Origin of the sequence: Streptococcus sp. HMSC072D03, assembly GCF_001812855.1 — a bacterium.
GTDB classification, from domain to species: domain Bacteria; phylum Bacillota; class Bacilli; order Lactobacillales; family Streptococcaceae; genus Streptococcus; species Streptococcus salivarius_D.
Genome location: NZ_KV810700.1, coordinates 1 through 21,949, shown reverse-complemented (window position 1 = coordinate 21,949; position 21,949 = coordinate 1). Strand labels below are relative to the sequence as shown.

Here is a 21,949-nt window from a genome sequence, read left to right as displayed (position 1 = left end):
CGGGAACTTTTTATAATGCCGTCCTAAAAATTAATCAAGCTTATCTGACAATTTTAGAATTTTAAGATATAATAGTGATATTAGATTAAAATAATGGAGTATTTTATGCGAAAAACGAAAAAGCTAGTGAGCTATCTGATTCTGCTTGCTATTCCAGTTGCTATTGCTGTAGCCCTGTTTGTTTTTAACGGTTCGGGTTATCGCTTGTCAGAACAAGATGCGGCAGACATCGCCTACAAAAATGCTGGTGTCCAAACTTCTGAGATTTCTCAATCAGCAATCTCAAAATTACGTATTGGATTACATGGAAGCTATAGTGTTAGTTTTACAACACCCGACAATCATTTTGAATACACTATTGATGGTCAGTCAGGATCTATTTTGAAACATAAGAGTGACCATCCAACATCTAAGGATGAGGATGATACTAAAAAAGGTGAAGAGCCTAAAGATGAGAGTCAGTCTAGCGAAAGCAAGGATGAGCCACCAGTATCTAAAGAAGCTGCTCAAACAACAGCCCTCAATCATGCGGGATTGGCTGAAGGTTCTGTAACGAACTTGACGGTAGATTTGAAGACTGAAGGAAGCGGGAAAGTCTACAATATTAGCTTTGATTATGCAGTGAGTCATTTGCGTTATAAATACGCAGTAAATGCTGATTCGGGAGCTATCGTAGCCTATACAACTGAGTATCTCACAGGGGTTGCGACTCCTGCTCAGTAGGTCGCAGATAGAGTGAAAGCTCTCCTTATCATTGAGGAAAATCCTTGCAATTTCTCTGAAATGGTGTAAACTTAAAGCGAAAACGGTAACAGTAGTTGTAAAAGTTGCCGTAGAATCAAGGAGGCTTTGACCATGAAAGAATTCCAAGCATTTAAAGACACGCTTAGCAATAAGGCTCTCAAAGCCATTTACGAAGAAAGTAAATTGGAAGTCCAAGACGAAACAACTGAAGGTACAGAAGCTTTCTCACTAGCCTTGGCAACCCAAATGGCTATCAATCTACTTGAAAGCTATGAAAAATGGCTAAAAGAAGAAAGAGCTAAGGAAGAAAAATAAGATACAATCCTTGTCGGAAGACAGGGATTTTTCTTATGAGAATAAGAAGTGATGCATTGTATCTATGTTTCAAAGTGGAATCTGTAGTCTGACTTATTGTGATAACATCTTCCCCATAATTTCGTTTGTCTTGAGATTAAAAATGTGATAGAATAAGACCAATCAGAGGTGCTTTGAAGCCCATTTGTCACAGGAAGCGGTGGTACTGAGAAATCCGCACAAATGCCAAAGCTGGTTGCTGATGGTCAAATTGAATCAAGAAAGCTGTGAGTGGTTGCCACTCAAAACTGGGTGGTACCGCGGATACACATTCGTCCCTGTCATATTATGGCAGGGATTTTCTATATCTTTTAAAGAACCAAGACCGAAGGTCGCAGGTGAATTTAGAGATATTGATGCAGACGGAGCGAAAGCGAGGTCTACGTTCCTACCAAAGGAGGGTGACATGAAGCAATCTTTTGAGACCAGTAAATTGTATTATGGTTTTCCCATTTTTATCTTGGGTTACCAGGACCAGACACATGGCTATAATGTGACGACTTGTAGTTCTTCCTATAGTCTAGGAGATTGGCTAGTCATCGGGGTTGGTAGCGAGGAAAATGCGGCAGACCAGATTAAACATTATCAGAAATTTACAGTGAATATTCCTGATGAAAACCTCATGCTAGAGATGGAACAGGCTGGTTTTATTAGTCATCGTGAAAAGATTGATAAACTTGGCTTGGATTTCCGACCTTCTGAACTGACACAAGCACCTATTTTGGATGCTTGTCCAGTCGTTTTGGATTGTAAGGTAGACAGAATTATTGAGGAAGATGGTATCTGTCATATCTTTGCTAAGATTCTAGACCGTCTGGCTGAATCTGATTTGTTGGATGATAGGGAACATTTTAAAAATGACCGTTTTGCACCGGCTTACTTTATGGGAGATGGACATAAGCGTGTCTATCGCTATCTAGATGACCGAATCGACCCCATGGGAAGCTTCATCAAGAAAGCGAGGAAGAAGAATGACAAGAGCTGAATTACCAGAACAAATCGAAACAGAACGTCTTCTTTTACGAGTCCGAACAGTGGCGGATGCCGAAGATATCTTTGATTTTGCCAGTCATCCAGAAGTCTCTTACCCAGCAGGATTTCCACCCGTCAAGACCTTGGAAGATGAGATTTACTATCTAGAGCATATCCTCCCCGAGCGCAATCAAAAAGACAATCTCCCAGCTGGTTATGGCATTGTGGTCAAGGGGACTGATAAAGTGATCGGTTCTGTTGATTTCAACCATCGCCACGAAGATGATGTGCTGGAAATTGGCTATACCTTGCACCCAGATTATTGGGGCCGAAGCTATGTGCCAGAAGCGGCGCGTGCTTTGATTGACCTAGGATTTAAGGATTTGGGTCTTCACAAGATTGAGCTGACATGTTTTGGCTACAATGTCCAAAGTCAACGCGTCGCTGAGAAGCTTGGTTTTACCCTCGAAGCTTGTATAAGGGACCGCAAAGATGCCCAAGGAAATCGCTGTGACAGTTTGATGTATGGCTTGTTGAAGAGTGAGTGGGAAGTAATGATAGATGGCTAAAAAGAAAAATCGACAAAAAGAATTTAAGCGTAAGCAAAAATTGATGATAAAAGTTGTTTCTGAAGAAGAAATTGCATTGACAGAATCACTTGGGTATCAACCTGTCTTTGTAGAACGTCGGAAAATTCAAAATTTTGATGAACAAAACATAGCAATGATGCAATATTTTTATGAATATGGGGTTTATCCGGATGTTCAGGAAATCAATTCCAAATTGGGAACCGGGACTTTTGATTGGAATCAAGATCATGCTTTATTCAGAGAAGCTATGTATACTCCAAATAAACAAAAGAGAAATAAACTGTTAAAACAAGTTTTAAAGCTTAACCCAGATTATTTTGCTGCCGAGTATCATCTTTTTCTTTCGACTGTTCAAGACATTGACTTACCAACTTTTAAAAGAGTATTGGAATTTGAAACTCTGGTTTTAGAAAAATGGAAAATCAATGGGTATAACAATTGGAACTCCTTTGAAGCACGCCCGATCCTAACTGCTCTTATGTTTCTGATTGAATATTATATGGCGGAAAGATTTTATTATAAGGCTTTGGAAATGGTTAACTTATACTTAAGTAAACAACCAGAGCGATTCCCTCCTAACTTTGTTTTCTGTATGCTCTCTCTATATCATATCACTGGGCAAGAATCTAAAGTTGAACGGTTCTATCAGGAAGAACTGAATCAAGGAATACGTAGTGATACTGTGTTGATACATGCTATTATTTCTGCTTTCTCTAGAGGAAAGGTTGAAGAGGCAAGTAAATTATTTGCAAAACTTGTGGAAATCAACGATGATGCTGTTGACTATTTTATAGATGAAGATTGGCCCTTTAAGATTCCTGAAATAGAAGAACTGGAATGTTATTACCCAAATTCAGTCGAATCACTACAAGCTAGCCTGTATCCTATGTCTGATTATTTACAGGAAAATATTATTTTGACAGACTTTTTGACAAATGAGGCAGAGAAATTTTGCTCTATATCAGGAATTACTAGCCCTCCTGATTTAGCGGAAAAGTTATATACGGTAACTAACTGGTTCTCGTTTATGCGAGAAGAGAAAATGAAGGGAATTCGGATGGATATTGTCCGCATTTTTGTTGAAAATGGAATTCAAACGTCTGCTGACTTTAAAAATTGGACAGAAAAAGAAATCCTCGCTTTGAAGGGAATTGGTCCTGTTACCGTTCAGAAGCTAAAGGGAAATGGGATAAGGTTTAAAAAAGATAATTAATTATTTATTAATAAAAATTTAAATAAACAATAGAAATAACTAGAAAGGACACACACATGTCTAAAGAACTTTCACCAAAATACAATCCAGCCGAGGTTGAGGCTGGTCGTTACCAAAAATGGCTTGACGAAGATGTTTTCAAGCCTTCTGGCGATAAAAAGGCTAAGCCTTATTCAATCGTTATTCCACCACCAAACGTAACTGGTAAACTTCACCTTGGTCACGCTTGGGATACAACCTTGCAAGATATCATTATCCGTCAAAAACGTATGCAAGGTTTCGATACGCTTTGGCTTCCAGGTATGGACCACGCAGGTATTGCTACTCAAGCCAAGGTTGAAGCCCGTTTGGCTGAAGATGGCATCTCTCGTTATGACCTTGGTCGTGAAAAATTCCTTGATAAAGTCTGGGAATGGAAAGACGAGTATGCGTCAACTATCAAGCAACAATGGGGTAAGATGGGACTCTCTGTAGACTACTCTCGTGAGCGTTTCACACTTGACGAAGGTCTTTCAAAAGCGGTTCGTAAGGTTTTTGTAGAGCTATACAAGAAAGGCTGGATCTACCGTGGCGAATTTATCATCAACTGGGATCCAAAAGCTCGTACAGCCCTTTCTGATATCGAGGTTATTCACAAGGATGTCGAAGGTGCCTTCTACCACATGAACTACATGTTGGAAGACGGTTCACGTGCCCTTGAAGTAGCAACAACACGTCCTGAGACTATGTTTGGGGATACTGCAGTAGCGGTTAACCCAAATGATGACCGTTATAAAGACTTGATTGGTAAAAATGTTATCTTGCCAATCTTGAACAAGCCAATCCCAATCGTTGGGGACGAACACGCAGACCCTGAGTTTGGTACTGGTGTGGTTAAAATCACTCCTGCCCACGACCCTAATGACTTCTTGGTTGGTCAACGTCATAACTTGCCACAAGTCAATGTTATGAACGATGATGGTACCATGAATGAATTGGCTGGTGAATTCAACGGTATGGACCGCTTTGAAGCACGTAAGGCTGTTGTTAAGAAATTGGAAGAAATCGGTGCCCTTGTCGAAATTGAAAAAATGACTCACTCAGTTGGTCACTCAGAGCGTACAGGTGTGCCCGTTGAGCCACGTTTGTCTACCCAATGGTTTGTTAAGATGGATCAATTGGCTAAGAATGCTATCGCAAACCAAGACACAGACGACAAGGTTGATTTCTACCCACCTCGTTTCAACGATACCTTCCTTCAATGGATGGAAAATGTCCATGACTGGGTAATCTCTCGTCAGCTCTGGTGGGGTCACCAAATCCCTGCTTGGTACAATGCTGAGGGTGAAATGTACGTTGGCGAAGAAGCACCAGAAGGTGACGGATGGAAACAAGACGAAGATGTCTTGGATACTTGGTTCAGTTCTGCCCTCTGGCCATTCTCAACTATGGGTTGGCCTGACGTGGAAGCAGAAGACTTCAAACGTTACTTCCCAACTTCAACCTTGGTAACAGGTTATGATATCATCTTCTTCTGGGTGTCTCGTATGATCTTCCAATCATTGGAATTCACAGGACGCCAACCATTTAAGAATGTCCTTATCCACGGCCTTATCCGTGACGAGCAAGGACGCAAGATGTCGAAATCTCTTGGTAACGGTATCGACCCAATGGATGTTATCGAGAAATATGGTGCCGATGCCCTCCGTTGGTTCCTTTCAAACGGTTCTGCACCAGGTCAAGACGTGCGCTTCTCTTACGAGAAAATGGATGCTTCATGGAACTTCATTAACAAGATTTGGAACATCTCGCGCTACATCCTCATGAACAATGAAGGGTTGACCTTGGATGCGGCACGTGAAAATGTAGCTAAAGTGGCTGCTGGTCAAGCAGGTAACGTTACAGACCGTTGGATTCTCCATAACCTCAACGAAACTATCGGTAAGGTCACTGAAAACTTTGATAAGTTCGAATTTGGTGTGGCTGGTCATATTCTCTACAACTTCATCTGGGATGAGTTTGCGGACTGGTATGTTGAGTTGACTAAGGAAGTGCTTTATAGCGATAACGAGGATGAAAAAGTCATCACACGTTCTGTTCTTCTTTACACCTTGGATCAAATCTTGCGTCTCCTTCACCCAATCATGCCATTCGTAACTGAAGAAATCTATGGCCAAATCTCTGAAGGAACGATTGTGACTGCGGAATACCCAGTGGTTCGTCCAGAGTTTGAAAACGAAGAAGCAGCAGCGGGCGTTGAAGCTCTTAAAGACGTGATTCGTTCAGTACGTAACTCTCGTTCAGAAGTGAACGTAGCTCCAAGCAAACCAATCACTATCTTGATTAAGACAAGCGACAGCAAGCTCGATGCCTTCTTCAATGACAATGTCAACTACATCAAACGCTTCACAAACCCAGAACACTTGGAAATTGCAGCAGATGTCGAAGTACCTGACTTGGTTATGTCAAGCATCATCACAGGTGCAGAAATCTACTTGCCACTCGCTGACCTTCTAAATGTCGAAGAAGAATTGGCTCGTCTTGAAAAAGAATTGGCCAAATGGCAAAAAGAACTCGACATGGTTGGTAAGAAACTTAGCAATGAACGCTTCGTAGCTAATGCCAAACCAGAAGTTGTCCAAAAAGAACGCGACAAACAAGAAGATTACAAAGCTAAATACGATGCGACAGTCGTACGTATTGAAGAAATGAAGAAATTGGTGAAACAACAATTGATTAAAGTTTTCTAAAAATATATTCTGATTGCTTTTAAATAAATTTGATAATGATATTAATTATTTCCTGATGCAATAGTTGAATATATGGAGCATAATAAAATGGGCCTAGAAGAAAAAATCCGTAAAGACATTGTGCTTATTAATAGCAAAATTTCTAGTTTTAAGAATAAAGATGAAATTATTCGACATCTTAAAAAGAAATTTGATGCTTTGACAAATTTTGAAAAAGAACAACTCTGGGAAGATTTTAAAAACGAGAATTTTATAAAAACTCGAATTTCCGAAATTGCAATAAACAAAGTGTTGTATAAGAAACATGTTGGAGATTATCTTGAATCTAAAATGTTGAATATAATTGAAGAGAAGTGTAAAGAAAGTTCTTATGACTTATTGTCCGAAATCATGTCAAAATCGCTATTAACTGAACTTGATTTTCCATTAGATGAAAAAGAAACAAAAATTTTGATAAAACGTCTCTCGAAATCAATTAGATCTCTATTCCCGTTAATACTATCTGATGGTTTTAGTACTAATCTTAGTTCTGTAGATACCGGTATAATGACATCCAATGCAGGAGATTCTGCTCAATTTTTGTTTATTGCTAGGGCTATATTAGCAGGTTTTGATAGTTCAAATGTTGATGTTAGAACTTCTAGATATGATGCAATTGTTGGATATAAGGGAAAAACATTTAGAGTCCAAGTAAAAGGGATTAGTGGTAATACAATTTATTTTAAAGATCGCGCAAGAGGTGGACAAGGAATTGATTATACTCATGAGAGAAACAAAGGTAGACGTATTACAAAAGAAGATTGTGATATCTATGTAGCAGTTAATAAGAAAAATGGCTTGGTATATCTAATTCCTATAGAAGTTGTAGAGCAAAGCAAGGAAAAAGTTTCAACAAATGAAATGAAAAAATATCTTGAATACTGGAGTATCTTTGATGAACTTTTAGATCAAAAAATAAAACAAAAATCAAGAGCGCGTAAGTGGAAAGCAAGAATTAGATAATTAGTAAAGGAGCAAACATGACAAATTCTGTAAGTTCGAACCGACCAGAGAAGTACAACATTGCAGCTTTCTTCTCTGGTGTTGGGGGAATTGAGTTGGGATTTGAACAGACCAACGAGTTCAGAGTGGTGTATGCCAATGAATTTGATAAGTATGCGCGTCAGACTTATCGTTTGAATTATCCGAACACGCATTTGGATAGTCGGGATATTCATGCGGTGCAACCGAAAGACATTCCGGCTGAACGTGTGGATGTGATTATGGGAGGCTTCCCTTGTCAAGCTTTTAGTATTGCGGGTTACCGCAAGGGTTTTGATGATGATCGTGGTGATCTTTTCTTCGAATTGCTTCGGATGATTGAGGGACGAAAACCTCGTGCTATTTTCATCGAAAATGTAAAGAACATGGTTGGTCATGACCATGGGAATACTTTTAAGGTCATTCGTGAAGCTTTGACTGAGAACAACTACTTCATCAAGTGGAAGGTTCTCAATGGGAAAGACTATGGGAATATCCCACAAAACCGTGAGCGTATCTATATTGTTGGTTTCGATACTAAAGAAGCCTACGATGTTTTTGAATTTCCTGAAGAAGTCAATTTGACAACTTCTTTGAGTGATGTGATTGATTTTGGTGCGACACCTGGCGAAGCATTCTATTACAGAGAAGGTAAGCAAAGATTTTATGATGAATTAAAAGAGTGTGTGACTAGTCAGGATACGGTATACCAATGGCGTCGCCAATACGTTCGTGAAAATAAGAATGGTGTAGTCCCTACTCTGACAGCAAATATGGGAACAGGCGGACATAACGTTCCATTGATCTTGACAGACAGTGGTGAGATTCGTAAGTTGACTCCGAAAGAAACCTTTAATGTTCAAGGGTATCCAAAATCCTTTAGACTCCCAGAGGGGGTTTCTAACGGTCAGCTGTATAAACAAGCAGGAAACAGTGTCGTTGTTCCTGTAATTAAACGCATTGCGGAGAATGTTGCTAAGGCTTTAAACAAGGGTATAGGTAAAACTCAACATGATCGCTCAGGAAATATCGCAATTATCTATATCAAGATGAATGGACAATTTGAAGGCGAGTCGTATGTTAAAGATTTTGTAAATAATGAAGCCGATGCATACAAAAAAATTTATGAAGAATATGATGGCAATCTTGAAGTTATTACTGATAAACAGTATGAATCGTTGATTCGTAATAAAAAAAGTAAAGAGTTCTATATGCTGTCCATAAATAGATAATGAATCTATACGTTTTGTTTTTTCCAGCTAAAATTATGTTAGGTTATCCGAAAATCGTAGCAATTTAGCGTTTTACAGCATTATTTAACGAATTATATAAGTAAGAGGACTAGTGAAAATCTAGTCTTCTTTTGATATACTTAAGCAAGAAGTGAGGATCAATTGATGTGGGAACACCTAAAACAAGAACAAAAAGAAAAATACAAGACTCTCATTACCAATTTTGCTAGTCTGAGTGAGGCCTTTTCACAAAAAGCAGAAGTAGATGAAAAGAATAGCGCAGAGGATTTTGTAGCTCCAATTGTTAATTCAAAATTTCAAGAAACAGTTTTTCAAAGAGCTTTTCAAGCAGTTGGAGAGGATATTGCAAATACCTCCTATGATGCTTCGGTTGTCGTTGATGAGAACCACAAATATCTTGTTGGTATCAAATCATTTGGTCTTAATTCAGGCGACCAAAAGATTGCTCAGTTTAAGAAAGACTCACAGTCTTGGAATGAATTACTAAGTGAAATTACTTTTTATGCTGAGATTTCTCCTGATAAAGAAAGTGCAGATAGGGAAAATTATGGGCGATATGAAAAATTAGCTCGAAAAATTGCAACTTTACGGAATCAACGAATTGAATCTTCCAAAGCATTGATTAAGGGTTTTAAGTCAGATTCAACCCATGTGGAGGCTGTGTATCATGTATTAATGCCGACACCAAAAGGTAGAGTCCCTCAAATTCATGTGGGCGAGACATCTTATTTACCAGTTGATTTGGACAATTTACAAATTAAAGGGTCGACCAATCTAAAAAATCCAACGAATTTTAGGTTTACCGATGGTCATCATGATTACAAATACACTGCTGCAGATAGTCAGCTACATATGACTTTTAATAATAAGGAGATTATTGTCGATACTTGGGATGTACAGTATGTCGAAGACCCCTTTTATCTTTTTGAGAATCTTCATTTATTGACAGCAGATAAGAAAGATTCTGATATTTTAGAAACTGTCTCTTGGGTAATCACAGATAAAAATGGTAATGTAGAAGAAAATTCTGGTTTTAATGGATTTAATGGCGGATCCAAGTTAGCTAAGAAAGACCGTTTACCACGTATTATAAAATTTCAGCATCGCTTTAAAAACGAGTTATCCTCAGAGGAGATGGCTTTTGCTATACATTCATTAGAGGAGATTCTATTAAAAAGTTGGAAGACTAAGGAAGAAAAAAATCAAATGAAGATTATTCGTGAGAAGTTAGTAGATTTTGCTCACTTAAAGAATAATCGAAATTTAAAAAAGAGTATTGAAAAGTTGGTTTACCGACCTGTGAGCGAGGTTTACATCCCAATTCCAGAATCAAATCATTTTCATACCGAGCGACCAGATTTTTTTGGAAAAAATATTGGTACGTTTAAACCTGGAACAAAGAAGCTCGCTCTTTCAAAAGAAAATCGAACGTTTAAGTTGAAATTTTTACCATCTGGAGATATTATTGATGCCTATATTAACCAAGAATCTGGGAAAGCAATCCAGTCTATAGATAAACAGGATATTCTTGGTAATTGGATTTTGAGAGGAGTTTTCCAACTTGCTGAGCGGGAAATCCTAACGGCACAACGTTTAGATGAATTGGAAATCAACGGTATTCGTCTCAGCAAATTCAAAAATGGTGAAATTGGTATAGAGTTTATCTGGATTGATATTGATAATCCCCCATCAGATGCTATTGGATGGGTGGCAAAGAACAAATAATTATTTTCAAATTCCTAAAATAATTTTCCCCCTTCAGCTTTCTTTTTATGATATGACGAAATCAGTAACGATAATTTTATATTCGTAAGATACCTATAAGAGATGAGTAGTAGAAAAGTCGGAATAAAACATAATACACAATGGTTAAACTAAGCTATAGTAAGTTTGATATTTTTATTTATAACTACTTAACTAGATTGAATACTTCGTAAAACTAGAGTACTCTAGAAGTGAAAAAATCATAGAAATTCTTAGATTAATTGCACCAAAAACTTTCATAGATATGGAAATATATTTGTTTCTTGCAGACTTTCGAATTATTAAAGAGGACTTGGACATGGTGGGGAAGAGACAAACAAAGAATACCTAAGCGGAGATTATTCAGAATAAGTGTGGCGAATAAGTTTGTTCTCAATACAATTACTATCTAAAATATTCTGTAAGTTCTAACCGACCTGAGAAGTACAACATTGTAGTTTCTTTCTCAGATGTTGAAAAATAGAGTTATAGTTTGAACAAACCAATGAATATGATAGGTATGGTTGTCAGTCTGATTGTTTAAATGATTCAAATTTATATTTTGATAATCGTGAAACCTTATCCGCCCCTATGTATGTGGTGACATAAGAATTTTTTATGACAACTTCTTTGAATAGTCTCTTATTTTGAAAAAATAGAATTTTTTTGGCTGTAAAATGAAATTGTGATTAAGATAAATATTTGACTATTTTTTACAAGCCCAACTTTCAGTGTTGAGCTTGTTTTTTCATATTCAAAAAGGTTAGTATAGGGCTCTTAATTTTTCAAAAGAATTTACTGAAAACTCTTGAAATTCAAGAAAAAAGGAGTAGACTAATAGGTGATTAAACCTAGGAGGCAAGTCGTGAAATACTACGTTCAATTCATGTTGATTTGTTTATTTGCCGTTATTGGTGAAGCCATTTCAACATTCTTCAAATTACCTATTCCTGGAAGCATTATTGGCCTATTCTTGCTTCTTATTGCTCTTCAGCTTAAGTGGATTCGTCTACGTCATATTCATGCAGTAGCAGAGTTTTTAATTGCCAATATGACTATTCTATTTTTGCCAGCAGGTGTCGGTATTATGGAACGATGGAATGCTATTTCAGCGAATATTGTCCCTATTATTTTGATTATTATGGGAGCTTTGGTTCTTAACATTGTGGTGATTGCAGTAGTTGTCGGTTTCATCAAAAAACATTTTGAAGGTGATTACGAGGAGGTTAAACGTGGCTAATTTTTTTAATACACCCTTGTTTGGGCTAACACTTTCTGTACTAGCTTACACAATAGGGCTTTTGATTTATCGCCGTTTTCCTAATCCTTTGACAACGCCTCTTCTTGTATCGACTGCCTTGATTATCGTCATTTTGCACTATACAGGTATTTCCTACAAGGATTACTATGTAGGTGGTTCTTATCTTAACAGTTTGATTATTCCTTCAACAGTCGCGCTAGCAGTTCCTTTTTATAAGAATCTACACCTCATGCGCCATCACTATAAGAGTATTCTAATTGGATCAACTGTTGCCTGTGTTCTAAATACGAGTTATACGGCTTTGATTGCTAAGCTTTTTGGGATGGATTATTTCTTAGCCATCTCTCTCTTTCCTAAGTCTGTAACAACTGCCATGGCTGTAGGGATTTCGGAAAAAATGCAGGGGATTACGACAGTAACCTTGGTCGTCGTTGTTATTACGGGAATTTTAACCTCAGTTTTAGGTCCTGTCTTTTTAAAAATGATTGGCATTAAAGATCCAGTTGCTATCGGACTTTCACTCGGAGGAACTGGACACGCCGTAGGTACCGGAGCTGCCTTCAGATATGGTCAGGTTGCAGGTGCCATGGGTGGTCTTTCAATTGCTGTAACAGGGATTCTATATGTCTTTATTAGTCCTATTGTGGCAAGTTTGATTCTGAAATAAAAAATTAAGGTTTGGATAGGTTTTCCAAGCCTTTTTAGCTGTGAAAAACAAGCAAAATCTGACCTTTTATGTTATAATTAAGGTTATGAATTATGGAGATTATATCTGGGATTTGGGTGGTACCTTGTTGGATAATTACCAGGTATCAACCCAAGCCTTTCTAGCAACTTTAGAACAATTTGAGCGTACAGCAGAACCTCAAGCAGTCTATGATGCCCTTAAGGTATCAACGAGCACTGCCATTGCTATGTTTGCGCCTGATATAGCTGATTTTCGAACCCTATATAAGCAAGAGGAAGCCAAGCATTTACAGGAACCTGTTCTTTTTGAAGGTGCTAAGGCTGTCCTAGCTAAGATTGTGGCTGAGGGTGGGCGTAATTTTTTGGTTAGCCACCGTAATCACTTGGTGCTAGAAATCCTTGATAAAGCAGAAATTGCCTCTTATTTTACAGAGGTTGTAACTTCTGAAAATGGCTTTGCTAGAAAGCCGAGTCCAGATAGTTTCCTTTATTTAATAAAAAAATACGATATTAAACACGGCTTGGTCATTGGTGACCGCCAGATAGATATAGAGGCAGGAAAAGCAGCAGGTCTGGATACCTTGCTTGTTGATGGCCATAAATCATTATTGGAGATTGTGACATAAATGACTGATGAATTAAAAAATCTTGAAGAAAAAGCGCAAGAATATGATGCCAGCCAGATTCAAGTCCTAGAGGGGCTTGAAGCGGTACGTATGCGCCCAGGTATGTATATTGGATCAACCTCAAAAGAAGGGTTGCATCATTTGGTATGGGAGATTGTCGATAACTCAATCGATGAGGCCTTGGCTGGTTTCGCCACTCATATTCAGGTCTTTATTGAGCCGGACAATTCTATCACCGTTGTCGATGATGGTCGTGGTATTCCAGTCGATATCCAAGAAAAAACTGGCCGTCCTGCAGTTGAAACTGTCTTTACGGTCCTTCACGCTGGTGGTAAATTCGGCGGAGGCGGTTATAAGGTCTCTGGTGGATTGCACGGGGTTGGTTCTTCGGTCGTTAATGCCCTCTCAACACAACTTGATGTTAAGGTTTATAAAAATGGACATATCCACTTCCAAGAGTATAAACGTGGGGTAGTGGTGGCAGATTTAGCAGTAATTGGTGAAACAGAGAAACATGGTACGACTGTTCACTTCACGCCAGATCCAGAGATTTTCCAAGAAACAACCGAGTTTGACTTTGGAAAATTGGCTAAACGTATCCAAGAGCTAGCCTTTTTGAACAAGGGGCTCCGTATCTCTATCACAGATAAGCGTGAGGGTCTCGAACAAGAGAAACATTATCACTACGAAGGTGGTATCACGTCTTATGTGAAATACATCAATGAAAACAAGGATGTTATCTTTGACGAACCTATCTACACTGATGGTGAGATGGATGGTATTTCAGTTGAAGTTGCTATGCAATACACGACTGGTTATCATGAAACAGTGATGAGTTTTGCCAACAACATTCACACCCATGAAGGTGGTACTCACGAACAAGGTTTCCGTACAGCCTTAACGCGTGTCATTAATGACTATGCACGTCAGAATAAGATTCTCAAAGAAAAAGATGATAATTTGACTGGGGATGATGTTCGTGAAGGGTTGACTGCTATCATCTCTGTCAAGCATCCAAACCCACAGTTTGAAGGTCAAACCAAGACCAAGCTTGGAAACTCTGAAGTGGTTAAGATTACCAATCGTCTCTTTAGTGAGGCTCTAAGTCGCTTCCTCTTGGAAAATCCTGCCATTGCTAAGAAGATTGTTGAAAAAGGGATTTTGGCTTCTAAGGCCCGTATCGCCGCTAAGCGTGCCCGTGAAGTGACACGTAAGAAGTCAGGTCTTGAAATTTCTAACCTTCCAGGGAAGTTGGCAGACTGTTCATCGAATAATGCCGAAATGAACGAACTTTTCATTGTCGAAGGGGACTCAGCCGGTGGTTCTGCTAAATCAGGTCGTAACCGTGAATTCCAAGCTATTCTGCCAATTCGAGGTAAGATTTTGAACGTTGAAAAGGCTAGCATGGATAAGATTCTAGCCAATGAAGAAATTCGTTCTCTCTTCACAGCTATGGGAACAGGTTTTGGAGCTGAATTTGATGTCAGCAAGGCACGTTACCACAAGTTGGTAATTATGACCGATGCCGATGTCGATGGGGCTCACATCCGTACCCTGCTTCTGACTTTGATTTACCGCTTTATGCGTCCAGTCTTGGAATCAGGCTATGTCTACATTGCACAACCACCAATTTATGGGGTTAAGGTTGGTTCTGAGATTAAAGAATATATCCAACCTGGTGCAGATCAAGAAGACAAATTGCGTGCTGCACTTGAAAAGTATAGTGTGGGACGTTCAAAACCTACGGTACAACGTTATAAAGGTTTGGGTGAAATGGATGACCACCAACTTTGGGAAACTACCATGGACCCTGAAAATCGTTTGATGGCACGTGTTTCTGTGGACGATGCTGCGGAGGCAGATAAGATTTTCGATATGCTGATGGGAGACAAGGTTGAACCTCGCCGCGAATTTATCGAAGAAAATGCCGTTTACAGTACTCTAGATATCTAATATTCTTTTAAAAAAGGATGCAATGCTAGGATAACTATGATATAATCGTAATGTTATTCTACATTTATGAACATAATAGACGATTAAGGAGAAACTATGTCTAGCGGAATTGTTTTACTGATTGTAGTGGTAGTTATACTCGTAATTATCGCTTACTTAATCGGTATTCTTATTAGAAAACGAAATGATTCGCGGATTGCAGAGCTTGAAGAGCGCAAGCAAAGCTTGTTTGACTTGCCAGTTAATGAAGAAATTGAAGAAGTCAAAAAGCTTCACTTGATTGGACAAAGTCAAACAACCTTCCGTGAATGGAATCAGAAATGGGTAGATATCTCAACAAACTCATTTACAGATATTGAGAATCATATTTTCGAAGCTGAAAATATGAATGATACTTTCCATTTCTTCAAGGCTAGTGGTGAAATCAATAACATTGAGAGTCAGTTGGATCTTGTGGAAGAAGACATCAAGTCTATTCGCGAAGCGCTCTCAACCTTGAAAGAACAAGAAGAAAAGAACAGTGCTCGCGTTAAGCATGCATTAGACTTGTACGAAGAGTTGCAAAACTCAATCGAGGAAAACTCTGATAATTTCGGTTCTACCATGACCGAAATCAATAAACAGCTTAAAAACATTGAAGCTGAGTTTGCAGAATTCGTGACTCTTAACTCATCAGGTGACCCTATTGAGGCATCAAGTATTTTGGATCGTGCAGAAGAACACACCATTGCATTGGGTCAGATTTCAGAGAAGATTCCTGCGATTGTAGCTAAGTTGGAAGATGATTTCCCAGATCAGTTAGATGATTTGGAATCTGGCTATCGCAAGTTGATTGAGCAAAATTATCACTTCCCTGAAAAAAATATCGAACGTCGCTTCCAAGAAATTCGTGAAGCTATCCGTTCTAACTCAAGTGAATTGGTTTCTCTTGATTTGGACCGTGCGGAAGAAGAAAACGTTGAGATTCAAGATAAAATCAACAACTTGTATAGTATTTTCGAACGTGAAATTGCCTCATACAAGGTTGTTATGCGTCATAAGAAAATCTTGCCAGACTATCTTAAACACGCTAAAGAAAACAACAAAAAACTTCAAGAAGAGCTTGAGCGTCTCATGTTGACTTATATCTTCGATGAAACTTATGCGGCAGATGTTCGTAGCTTTGCATCTGATATCTCAGGTGTGGAGACAGCTGTGCTTCCAACCCTTGAAAACTTTGAAACTCAGGTGAAACCTTTCTCAGAACTTGAAAAGATCTTTGAAAAGAGTCTCAATACCTTGTCTGCTGTTGAAAATGGTCAGGTTGAGGTCTTTGAAAATCTTCAGGCTATTGAGAAAAACGAAGCTAAGGCACGTGAAGAGCTTGATATTTATGTTAATAAATTGCATGTTATCAAGCGTTACATGGAAAAACGTAACCTGCCAGGTATTCCTCAATCCTTCTTGAGTGTCTTCTTCTCAACAAGTGCTCAAATTGAGGCACTTATGGATGAACTCAGCCGTGGACGTATCAATATCGATGCGGTAATGCGTTTGACAGAAACATCTAAAAATGCCATTGATCATTTGGAAGAGACTGCCTACTTGGTTGTTCAAAATGCAACCTTGACTGAGCAACTTTTGCAATACTCAAACCGCTACCGTTCATTTGAACCTGCTGTTCAAAGCAGCTTTGAGCATGCGCTTAAGTTGTTTGAAGTTGATCATGATTATGATGCATCTTTGGAAGAAATCTCTTATGCCTTGGAAACAGTTGAACCAGGTGTGACAGATCGTTTTGTATCATCTTACGAGAAGACACGCGAACAAATCCGTATGTAAGAGAAAGATTCTGGACTAGGGTCCAGAATTTTTTGTAAGGTCCGTTTTTCATTTCATGTTAAAATTAAATCTAGTGAAGGCTTAGATAGGCATCAAAGAATCGAGGTAATTATGTCAGAAGTTAAAGGTTTATTAGTTATGGACGTAGATTCAACGCTAGTCCAAGAAGAAGTTATCGATTTATTGGGAGAAGAAGCAGGCGTTGGTCAAGAAGTTGCTGAAATCACAGAGCGTGCCATGCGTGGAGAATTGGATTTTAGACAGGCCTTGAATGAGCGTGTGGCGACCCTCGAGGGATTGCCAGAGAGTATATTTGATAAGGTCTATGCTCGTATTCATTTCAACAAAGGAGCCAAGGAGCTGGTGGATGAACTTCACGCTCGTGGCTTTAAGGTAGGCTTGGTTTCTGGAGGCTTCCATGAAACTGTTGATAGACTAGCAGCTGAAGCAGGAATCGATTATGTCAAGGCTAATCACCTAGAGGTGGTTGATGGTGTCTTAACTGGTAAGGTTTATGGTGAGATTGTTACCAAAGATGTCAAGGTAGCCAAACTCAAGGATTGGGCAGCAGAAAATGGTCTCGAACTCTCACAAACCATTGCAATGGGTGACGGTGCCAATGATTTGCCTATGATTAAGTCAGCTGGCATTGGTATCGCCTTTTGTGCCAAACCTATTGTCCGTGAACAAGCTCCCTACCAAATTACAGAACCAGACTTGTATAAGGTAATCGAGATTTTGGATGAGGTTAAGAAATAGTAGATATATAAATAGTCCTTTGGATGATTCCAAAGGACTATTTATATACCAAAAAAGCACCGATTCGGTGCCACTTTCTCAAGTTGAATACGGACTAAGCCTTATTTTAACTTTGCTGTATTGTTTCGAATGGTTTCAAACCGTCTTTATTATATAGCTTTGTAACCAATATGTCAATATACTACAGAGTAAGGTAATAAAAAATTATTTTCTTAATCATAAGACTTTAACTCTGTACTATTAAATAAGTAGTTCTATCAGGTGTTGAAATGTTCTTTAATAAGTGTATAATATTTTCTATAAATTAAGATTTTTCAAATAAGGAGAAAAGCATGACTAAGCCATACTCAATTGGACTTGATATTGGGACGAATAGTGTTGGATGGGCTGTAATAACTGATGATTACAAGGTTCCATCTAAAAAAATGAAAGTCTTAGGAAATACGAGTAAAAAGTATATCAAAAAGAACTTGTTAGGTGCATTACTCTTTGACTCTGGAATCACAGCAGAGGGAAGAAGATTGAAACGTACTGCAAGAAGACGTTATACTAGACGCCGTAATCGTATCCTTTATTTACAGGAAATTTTTAGCACAGAGATGGCTACATTAGATGATGCTTTCTTTCAAAGACTTGACGATTCATTTTTAGTTCCTGATGATAAACGTGATAGTAAGTATCCGATATTTGGAAACTTAGTAGAAGAAAAAGCCTATCATGATGAATTTCCAACTATCTATCATTTAAGGAAATATTTAGCAGATAGTACTAAAAAAGCAGATTTGCGTCTAGTTTATCTTGCATTGGCTCATATGATTAAATATAGAGGTCACTTCTTAATTGAAGGAGAGTTTAATTCAAAAAATAATGATATTCAGAAGAATTTTCAAGACTTTTTGGACACTTATAATGCTATTTTTGAATCGGATTTATCACTTGAGAACAGTAAACAACTTGAGGAAATTGTTAAAGATAAGATTAGTAAATCAGCAAAGAAAGATCGTATTTTAAAACTCTTTCCTGGGGAGAAGAATTCGGGTATTTTTTCAGAGTTTCTAAAGTTGATTGTAGGAAATCAAGCTGACTTTAAGAAATATTTTAATTTAGACGAAAAAGCCCCCTTACATTTTTCTAAAGAAAGCTATGATGAAGATTTAGAGACTTTGTTAGGTTATATTGGAGATGATTATAGTGATGTCTTTCTCAAAGCAAAGAAACTTTATGATGCTATTCTTTTATCAGGTATTCTGACTGTAACTGATAATGGGACAGAAGCACCTCTTTCTTCTGCTATGATAATGCGATATAAAGAACACGAAGAAGATTTAGCGTTACTAAAGGCATACATAAGAAATATTTCCCTAGAAACATATAATGAAGTATTTAAAGACGACACCAAAAACGGCTATGCTGGTTATATTGATGGAAAAACAAGTCAGGAAGATTTCTATGTACATCTAAAAAAACTATTGGCTGGTCTTGAAGGTGCGGACTATTTTCTTGAAAAAATTGATCGAGAAGACTTTTTAAGAAAGCAACGCACATTTGATAATGGTTCAATACCATATCAGATTCATCTTCAAGAAATGAGAGCAATTCTCGATAAGCAAGCTAAATTTTATCCTTTCTTGGCTAAAAATAAAGAAAGAATCGAGAAGATTTTAACCTTCCGAATTCCTTATTATGTAGGTCCACTTGCGAGAGGGAATAGTGACTTCGCTTGGTCAATAAGAAAACGAAATGAAAAAATTACACCTTGGAATTTTGAGGACGTTATTGACAAAGAATCTTCGGCAGAGGCTTTTATTAATCGAATGACTAGTTTTGATTTGTATTTGCCAGAAGAGAAGGTACTTCCAAAGCATAGTCTCTTATACGAAACTTTTAATGTATATAATGAATTAACAAAAGTTAGATTTATTGCCGAAAGTATGAGAGATTATCAATTTTTAGATAGTAAGCAGAAGAAAGATATTGTCCGACTTTATTTTAAAAATAAAAGGAGAGTTACTGATAAGGATATTATTGAATATTTACATGCAATTGATGGATATGATGGAATTGAATTAAAAGGCATAGAGAAACAGTTTAATTCTAGTTTATCTACTTATCACGATCTTTTAAATATTATTAATGATAAAGAGTTTTTGGATGATAGTTCAAATGAAGCGATTATCGAAGAAATTATCCATACTTTGACAATTTTTGAAGATAGAGAGATGATAAAACAACGTCTTTCAAAATTTGAGAATATATTCGATAAATCCGTTTTGAAAAAGTTATCTCGTAGACATTACACTGGCTGGGGTAAGTTATCTGCTAAGCTTATTAATGGTATTCGAGATGAAAAATCTGGTAATACTATTCTTGATTACTTAATTGATGATGGTGTTTCTAACCGTAATTTCATGCAACTTATTCACGATGATGCTCTTTCTTTTAAAAAGAAGATAAAGAAGGCACAAATTATTGGTGACAAAGATAATATTAAACAGGTCGTTCAGGCTTTGCCAGGAAGTCCTGCGATAAAAAAAGGTATTTTACAAAGCATAAAGATTGTAGATGAATTAGTTAAAGTTATGGGAAGAAGACCTGAGTCAATTGTTGTTGAGATGGCTCGTGAAAACCAATATACCAACCAAGGTAAATCTAATTCTCAACAACGCTTGAAACGTTTAGAAGAATCTCTCAAAGAGTTAAGTAGTAAGATACTTAAGGAAAATATTCCTGCAAAACTTTCTAAAATAGACAATAATGCACTTCAAAATGATCGACTTTATTTGTATTATCTTCAAAACGGCAAAGATATGTATACCGGAGAAGAATTAGATATTGATAGATTAAGTAATTATGATATTGATCATATTATTCCTCAAGCTTTTTTGAAAGATAATTCTATTGACAATAAAGTACTTGTTTCATCTGCTAGTAACCGTGGTAAATCAGATGATGTTCCAAGTTTAGAGGTTGTCAAAAAAAGAAAGACACTTTGGTATCAATTATTGAAGTCAAAATTAATTTCTCAACGAACATTTGATAATCTGACAAAAGCTGAACGGGGAGGTTTGTCACCTGAGGCTAAAGCTGGTTTTATTCAACGCCAGTTGGTAGAAACACGTCAAATAACAAAACATGTAGCTCGTTTACTTGATGAGAGATTTAATAATAAAAAAGATGAAGATAATAAAACGTTACGAACAGTAAAAATCATTACCTTGAAATCTAGCTTAGTTTCTCAATTTCGTAAGGATTTTGAACTTTATAAAGTCCGTGAAATCAACGATTTTCATCATGCTCATGATGCCTATTTGAATGCTGTTGTGGCAAGTGCTTTACTGAAGAAATACCCTAAACTAGAGCCAGAATTTGTGTATGGTGACTACCCAAAATACAATAGTTTTAGAGAAAGAAAGTCAGCTACAGAAAAGGTATATTTCTATTCAAATATCATGAATATCTTTAAAAAATCTATTTCTTTAGCTGATGGTACAGTTATTGAAAGACCACTTATTGAGGTAAATGAGGAGACCGGCGAATCCGTTTGGAATAAAGTGGCAGACCTAAATACTGTTAGAAAAGTTCTTTCATATTCACAGGTTAATATTGTCAAAAAAGTGGAGGAACAAAATCACGGATTGGATAGAGGAAAACCAAAGGGATTGTTTAATGCAAATCTTTCCTCGAAACCAAAACCAAATAGTAAAGAAAATTTAGTAGGTGCTAAAGAGTATCTTGACCCTAAAAAGTATGGGGGGTATGCTGGTATTTCTAATTCATTTGCTGTTCTTGTTAAAGGGACAATTGAAAAAGGTGCAAAGAAAAAAATAACAAATATACTTGAATTTCAAGGTATTTCTATTTTAGATAGGATTACGTATAGAAAAGATAAATTTAATTTTTTACTTGAAAAAGGTTATAAAGATATTGATTTGATTATTGAATTACCTAAATATAGTTTATTTGAACTTTCAGATGGTTCACGACGGATGTTGGCTAGTATTTTGTCAACGAATAATAAGAGGGGAGAGATTCACAAGGGAAATCAAATCTTTATTTCACAGAAGTATGTGAAATTACTTTATCATGCTAAAAGAATAAGCAACACATTTAATGATAATCATAGAAAGTATGTTGAAAATCATAAAAAAGAGTTTGAAGAATTATTTTACTATATTCTTGAATTTAATGAGAAGCCCTATTGTAAAATGAAGTGCAACACAAAAG

The 21,949-nt window shown here is 37.3% G+C and carries 16 protein-coding genes; all 16 read left to right on the top strand.

Annotated elements, in window-relative coordinates:
• The first annotated feature begins 105 nt into the window (after positions 1-105).
• Complete coding sequence (locus HMPREF2877_RS09855; RefSeq protein WP_002886779.1) at positions 106-723, top strand: PepSY domain-containing protein; 618 nt, start codon at positions 106-108, stop codon at positions 721-723.
• Positions 724-855: 132 nt separating this feature from the next.
• Positions 856-1,059: a hypothetical protein gene (locus HMPREF2877_RS09850; protein ID WP_002886082.1), complete on the top strand. Its 204-nt coding sequence runs from the start codon at positions 856-858 to the stop codon at positions 1,057-1,059.
• A gap of 445 nt (positions 1,060-1,504) precedes the next feature.
• The gene (locus HMPREF2877_RS09845) at positions 1,505-2,083 is read left to right on the top strand and encodes a flavin reductase family protein (protein WP_014632771.1); all 579 of its coding nucleotides are present in this window, start codon (positions 1,505-1,507) and stop codon (positions 2,081-2,083) included.
• Positions 2,070-2,639: a GNAT family N-acetyltransferase gene (locus tag HMPREF2877_RS09840; RefSeq protein ID WP_070579814.1), complete on the top strand. Its 570-nt coding sequence runs from the start codon at positions 2,070-2,072 to the stop codon at positions 2,637-2,639. Before HMPREF2877_RS09845 ends, HMPREF2877_RS09840 begins: the two co-directional genes overlap by 14 nt.
• Positions 2,632-3,873: a helix-hairpin-helix domain-containing protein gene (locus HMPREF2877_RS09835; RefSeq protein ID WP_013990181.1), complete on the top strand. Its 1,242-nt coding sequence runs from the start codon at positions 2,632-2,634 to the stop codon at positions 3,871-3,873. Before HMPREF2877_RS09840 ends, HMPREF2877_RS09835 begins: the two co-directional genes overlap by 8 nt.
• Before the next feature lie 56 nt (positions 3,874-3,929).
• Positions 3,930-6,602 (top strand): valine--tRNA ligase, encoded by a 2,673-nt coding sequence (locus HMPREF2877_RS09830; protein WP_014632773.1) that lies wholly within the window; start codon positions 3,930-3,932, stop codon positions 6,600-6,602.
• 72 nt (positions 6,603-6,674) lie between these two features.
• Positions 6,675-7,604, top strand: a complete 930-nt coding sequence (locus HMPREF2877_RS09825) for a group I intron-associated PD-(D/E)XK endonuclease (RefSeq protein WP_014632774.1) — start codon at positions 6,675-6,677, stop codon at positions 7,602-7,604.
• A 17-nt stretch (positions 7,605-7,621) separates the two neighbouring features.
• The gene (locus tag HMPREF2877_RS09820) at positions 7,622-8,854 is read left to right on the top strand and encodes a DNA cytosine methyltransferase (protein WP_045001549.1); all 1,233 of its coding nucleotides are present in this window, start codon (positions 7,622-7,624) and stop codon (positions 8,852-8,854) included.
• Positions 8,855-9,019: 165 nt separating this feature from the next.
• A complete protein-coding gene (locus HMPREF2877_RS09815) occupies positions 9,020-10,600 on the top strand; it encodes a hypothetical protein (RefSeq protein ID WP_014632776.1) in 1,581 nt (526 codons plus the stop codon).
• Between the two features lie 883 nt (positions 10,601-11,483).
• Positions 11,484-11,858 (top strand): CidA/LrgA family protein, encoded by a 375-nt coding sequence (locus HMPREF2877_RS09810; RefSeq protein ID WP_002884266.1) that lies wholly within the window; start codon positions 11,484-11,486, stop codon positions 11,856-11,858.
• Entirely contained in the window at positions 11,851-12,546 is a 696-nt protein-coding gene (locus HMPREF2877_RS09805) for an LrgB family protein (RefSeq protein WP_002886784.1), read from the top strand. The genes HMPREF2877_RS09810 and HMPREF2877_RS09805 overlap by 8 nt, the downstream gene beginning before the upstream one ends.
• 85 nt (positions 12,547-12,631) lie before the next feature.
• Positions 12,632-13,192: an HAD-IA family hydrolase gene (locus tag HMPREF2877_RS09800; protein WP_002886786.1), complete on the top strand. Its 561-nt coding sequence runs from the start codon at positions 12,632-12,634 to the stop codon at positions 13,190-13,192.
• Positions 13,193-15,145: a DNA topoisomerase (ATP-hydrolyzing) subunit B gene (gene gyrB, locus HMPREF2877_RS09795; RefSeq protein ID WP_002886787.1), complete on the top strand. Its 1,953-nt coding sequence runs from the start codon at positions 13,193-13,195 to the stop codon at positions 15,143-15,145.
• 96 nt (positions 15,146-15,241) lie between these two features.
• Entirely contained in the window at positions 15,242-16,966 is a 1,725-nt protein-coding gene (gene ezrA / locus HMPREF2877_RS09790) for a septation ring formation regulator EzrA (protein ID WP_070579811.1), read from the top strand.
• A gap of 111 nt (positions 16,967-17,077) precedes the next feature.
• On the top strand, positions 17,078-17,725 hold the full coding sequence (gene serB, locus HMPREF2877_RS09785) for a phosphoserine phosphatase SerB (RefSeq protein WP_070579810.1): 648 nt from the start codon (positions 17,078-17,080) through the stop codon (positions 17,723-17,725).
• 332 nt (positions 17,726-18,057) lie between these two features.
• A partial coding sequence (gene cas9, locus HMPREF2877_RS09780) for a type II CRISPR RNA-guided endonuclease Cas9 (RefSeq protein WP_070579804.1) occupies positions 18,058-21,949 on the top strand: 3,892 nt, incomplete at its 3' end.

Excerpts from the sequence above, each read along its gene's own strand:
- HMPREF2877_RS09820 (WP_045001549.1), top strand. The coding sequence starts at position 7,622 with ATGACAAATTCTGTAAGTTCGAACCGACCAGAGAAGTACAACATTGCA.
- HMPREF2877_RS09815 (WP_014632776.1), top strand. The coding sequence starts at position 9,020 with ATGTGGGAACACCTAAAACAAGAACAAAAAGAAAAATACAAGACTCTC.
- HMPREF2877_RS09825 (WP_014632774.1), top strand. The coding sequence starts at position 6,675 with ATGGAGCATAATAAAATGGGCCTAGAAGAAAAAATCCGTAAAGACATT.
- HMPREF2877_RS09850 (WP_002886082.1), top strand. The coding sequence starts at position 856 with ATGAAAGAATTCCAAGCATTTAAAGACACGCTTAGCAATAAGGCTCTC.
- serB (WP_070579810.1), top strand. The coding sequence starts at position 17,078 with ATGTCAGAAGTTAAAGGTTTATTAGTTATGGACGTAGATTCAACGCTA.
- HMPREF2877_RS09855 (WP_002886779.1), top strand. The coding sequence starts at position 106 with ATGCGAAAAACGAAAAAGCTAGTGAGCTATCTGATTCTGCTTGCTATT.
- HMPREF2877_RS09830 (WP_014632773.1), top strand. The coding sequence starts at position 3,930 with ATGTCTAAAGAACTTTCACCAAAATACAATCCAGCCGAGGTTGAGGCT.
- gyrB (WP_002886787.1), top strand. The coding sequence starts at position 13,193 with ATGACTGATGAATTAAAAAATCTTGAAGAAAAAGCGCAAGAATATGAT.
- HMPREF2877_RS09835 (WP_013990181.1), top strand. The coding sequence starts at position 2,632 with ATGGCTAAAAAGAAAAATCGACAAAAAGAATTTAAGCGTAAGCAAAAA.
- HMPREF2877_RS09800 (WP_002886786.1), top strand. The coding sequence starts at position 12,632 with ATGAATTATGGAGATTATATCTGGGATTTGGGTGGTACCTTGTTGGAT.
- HMPREF2877_RS09840 (WP_070579814.1), top strand. The coding sequence starts at position 2,070 with ATGACAAGAGCTGAATTACCAGAACAAATCGAAACAGAACGTCTTCTT.
- HMPREF2877_RS09845 (WP_014632771.1), top strand. The coding sequence starts at position 1,505 with ATGAAGCAATCTTTTGAGACCAGTAAATTGTATTATGGTTTTCCCATT.
- ezrA (WP_070579811.1), top strand. The coding sequence starts at position 15,242 with ATGTCTAGCGGAATTGTTTTACTGATTGTAGTGGTAGTTATACTCGTA.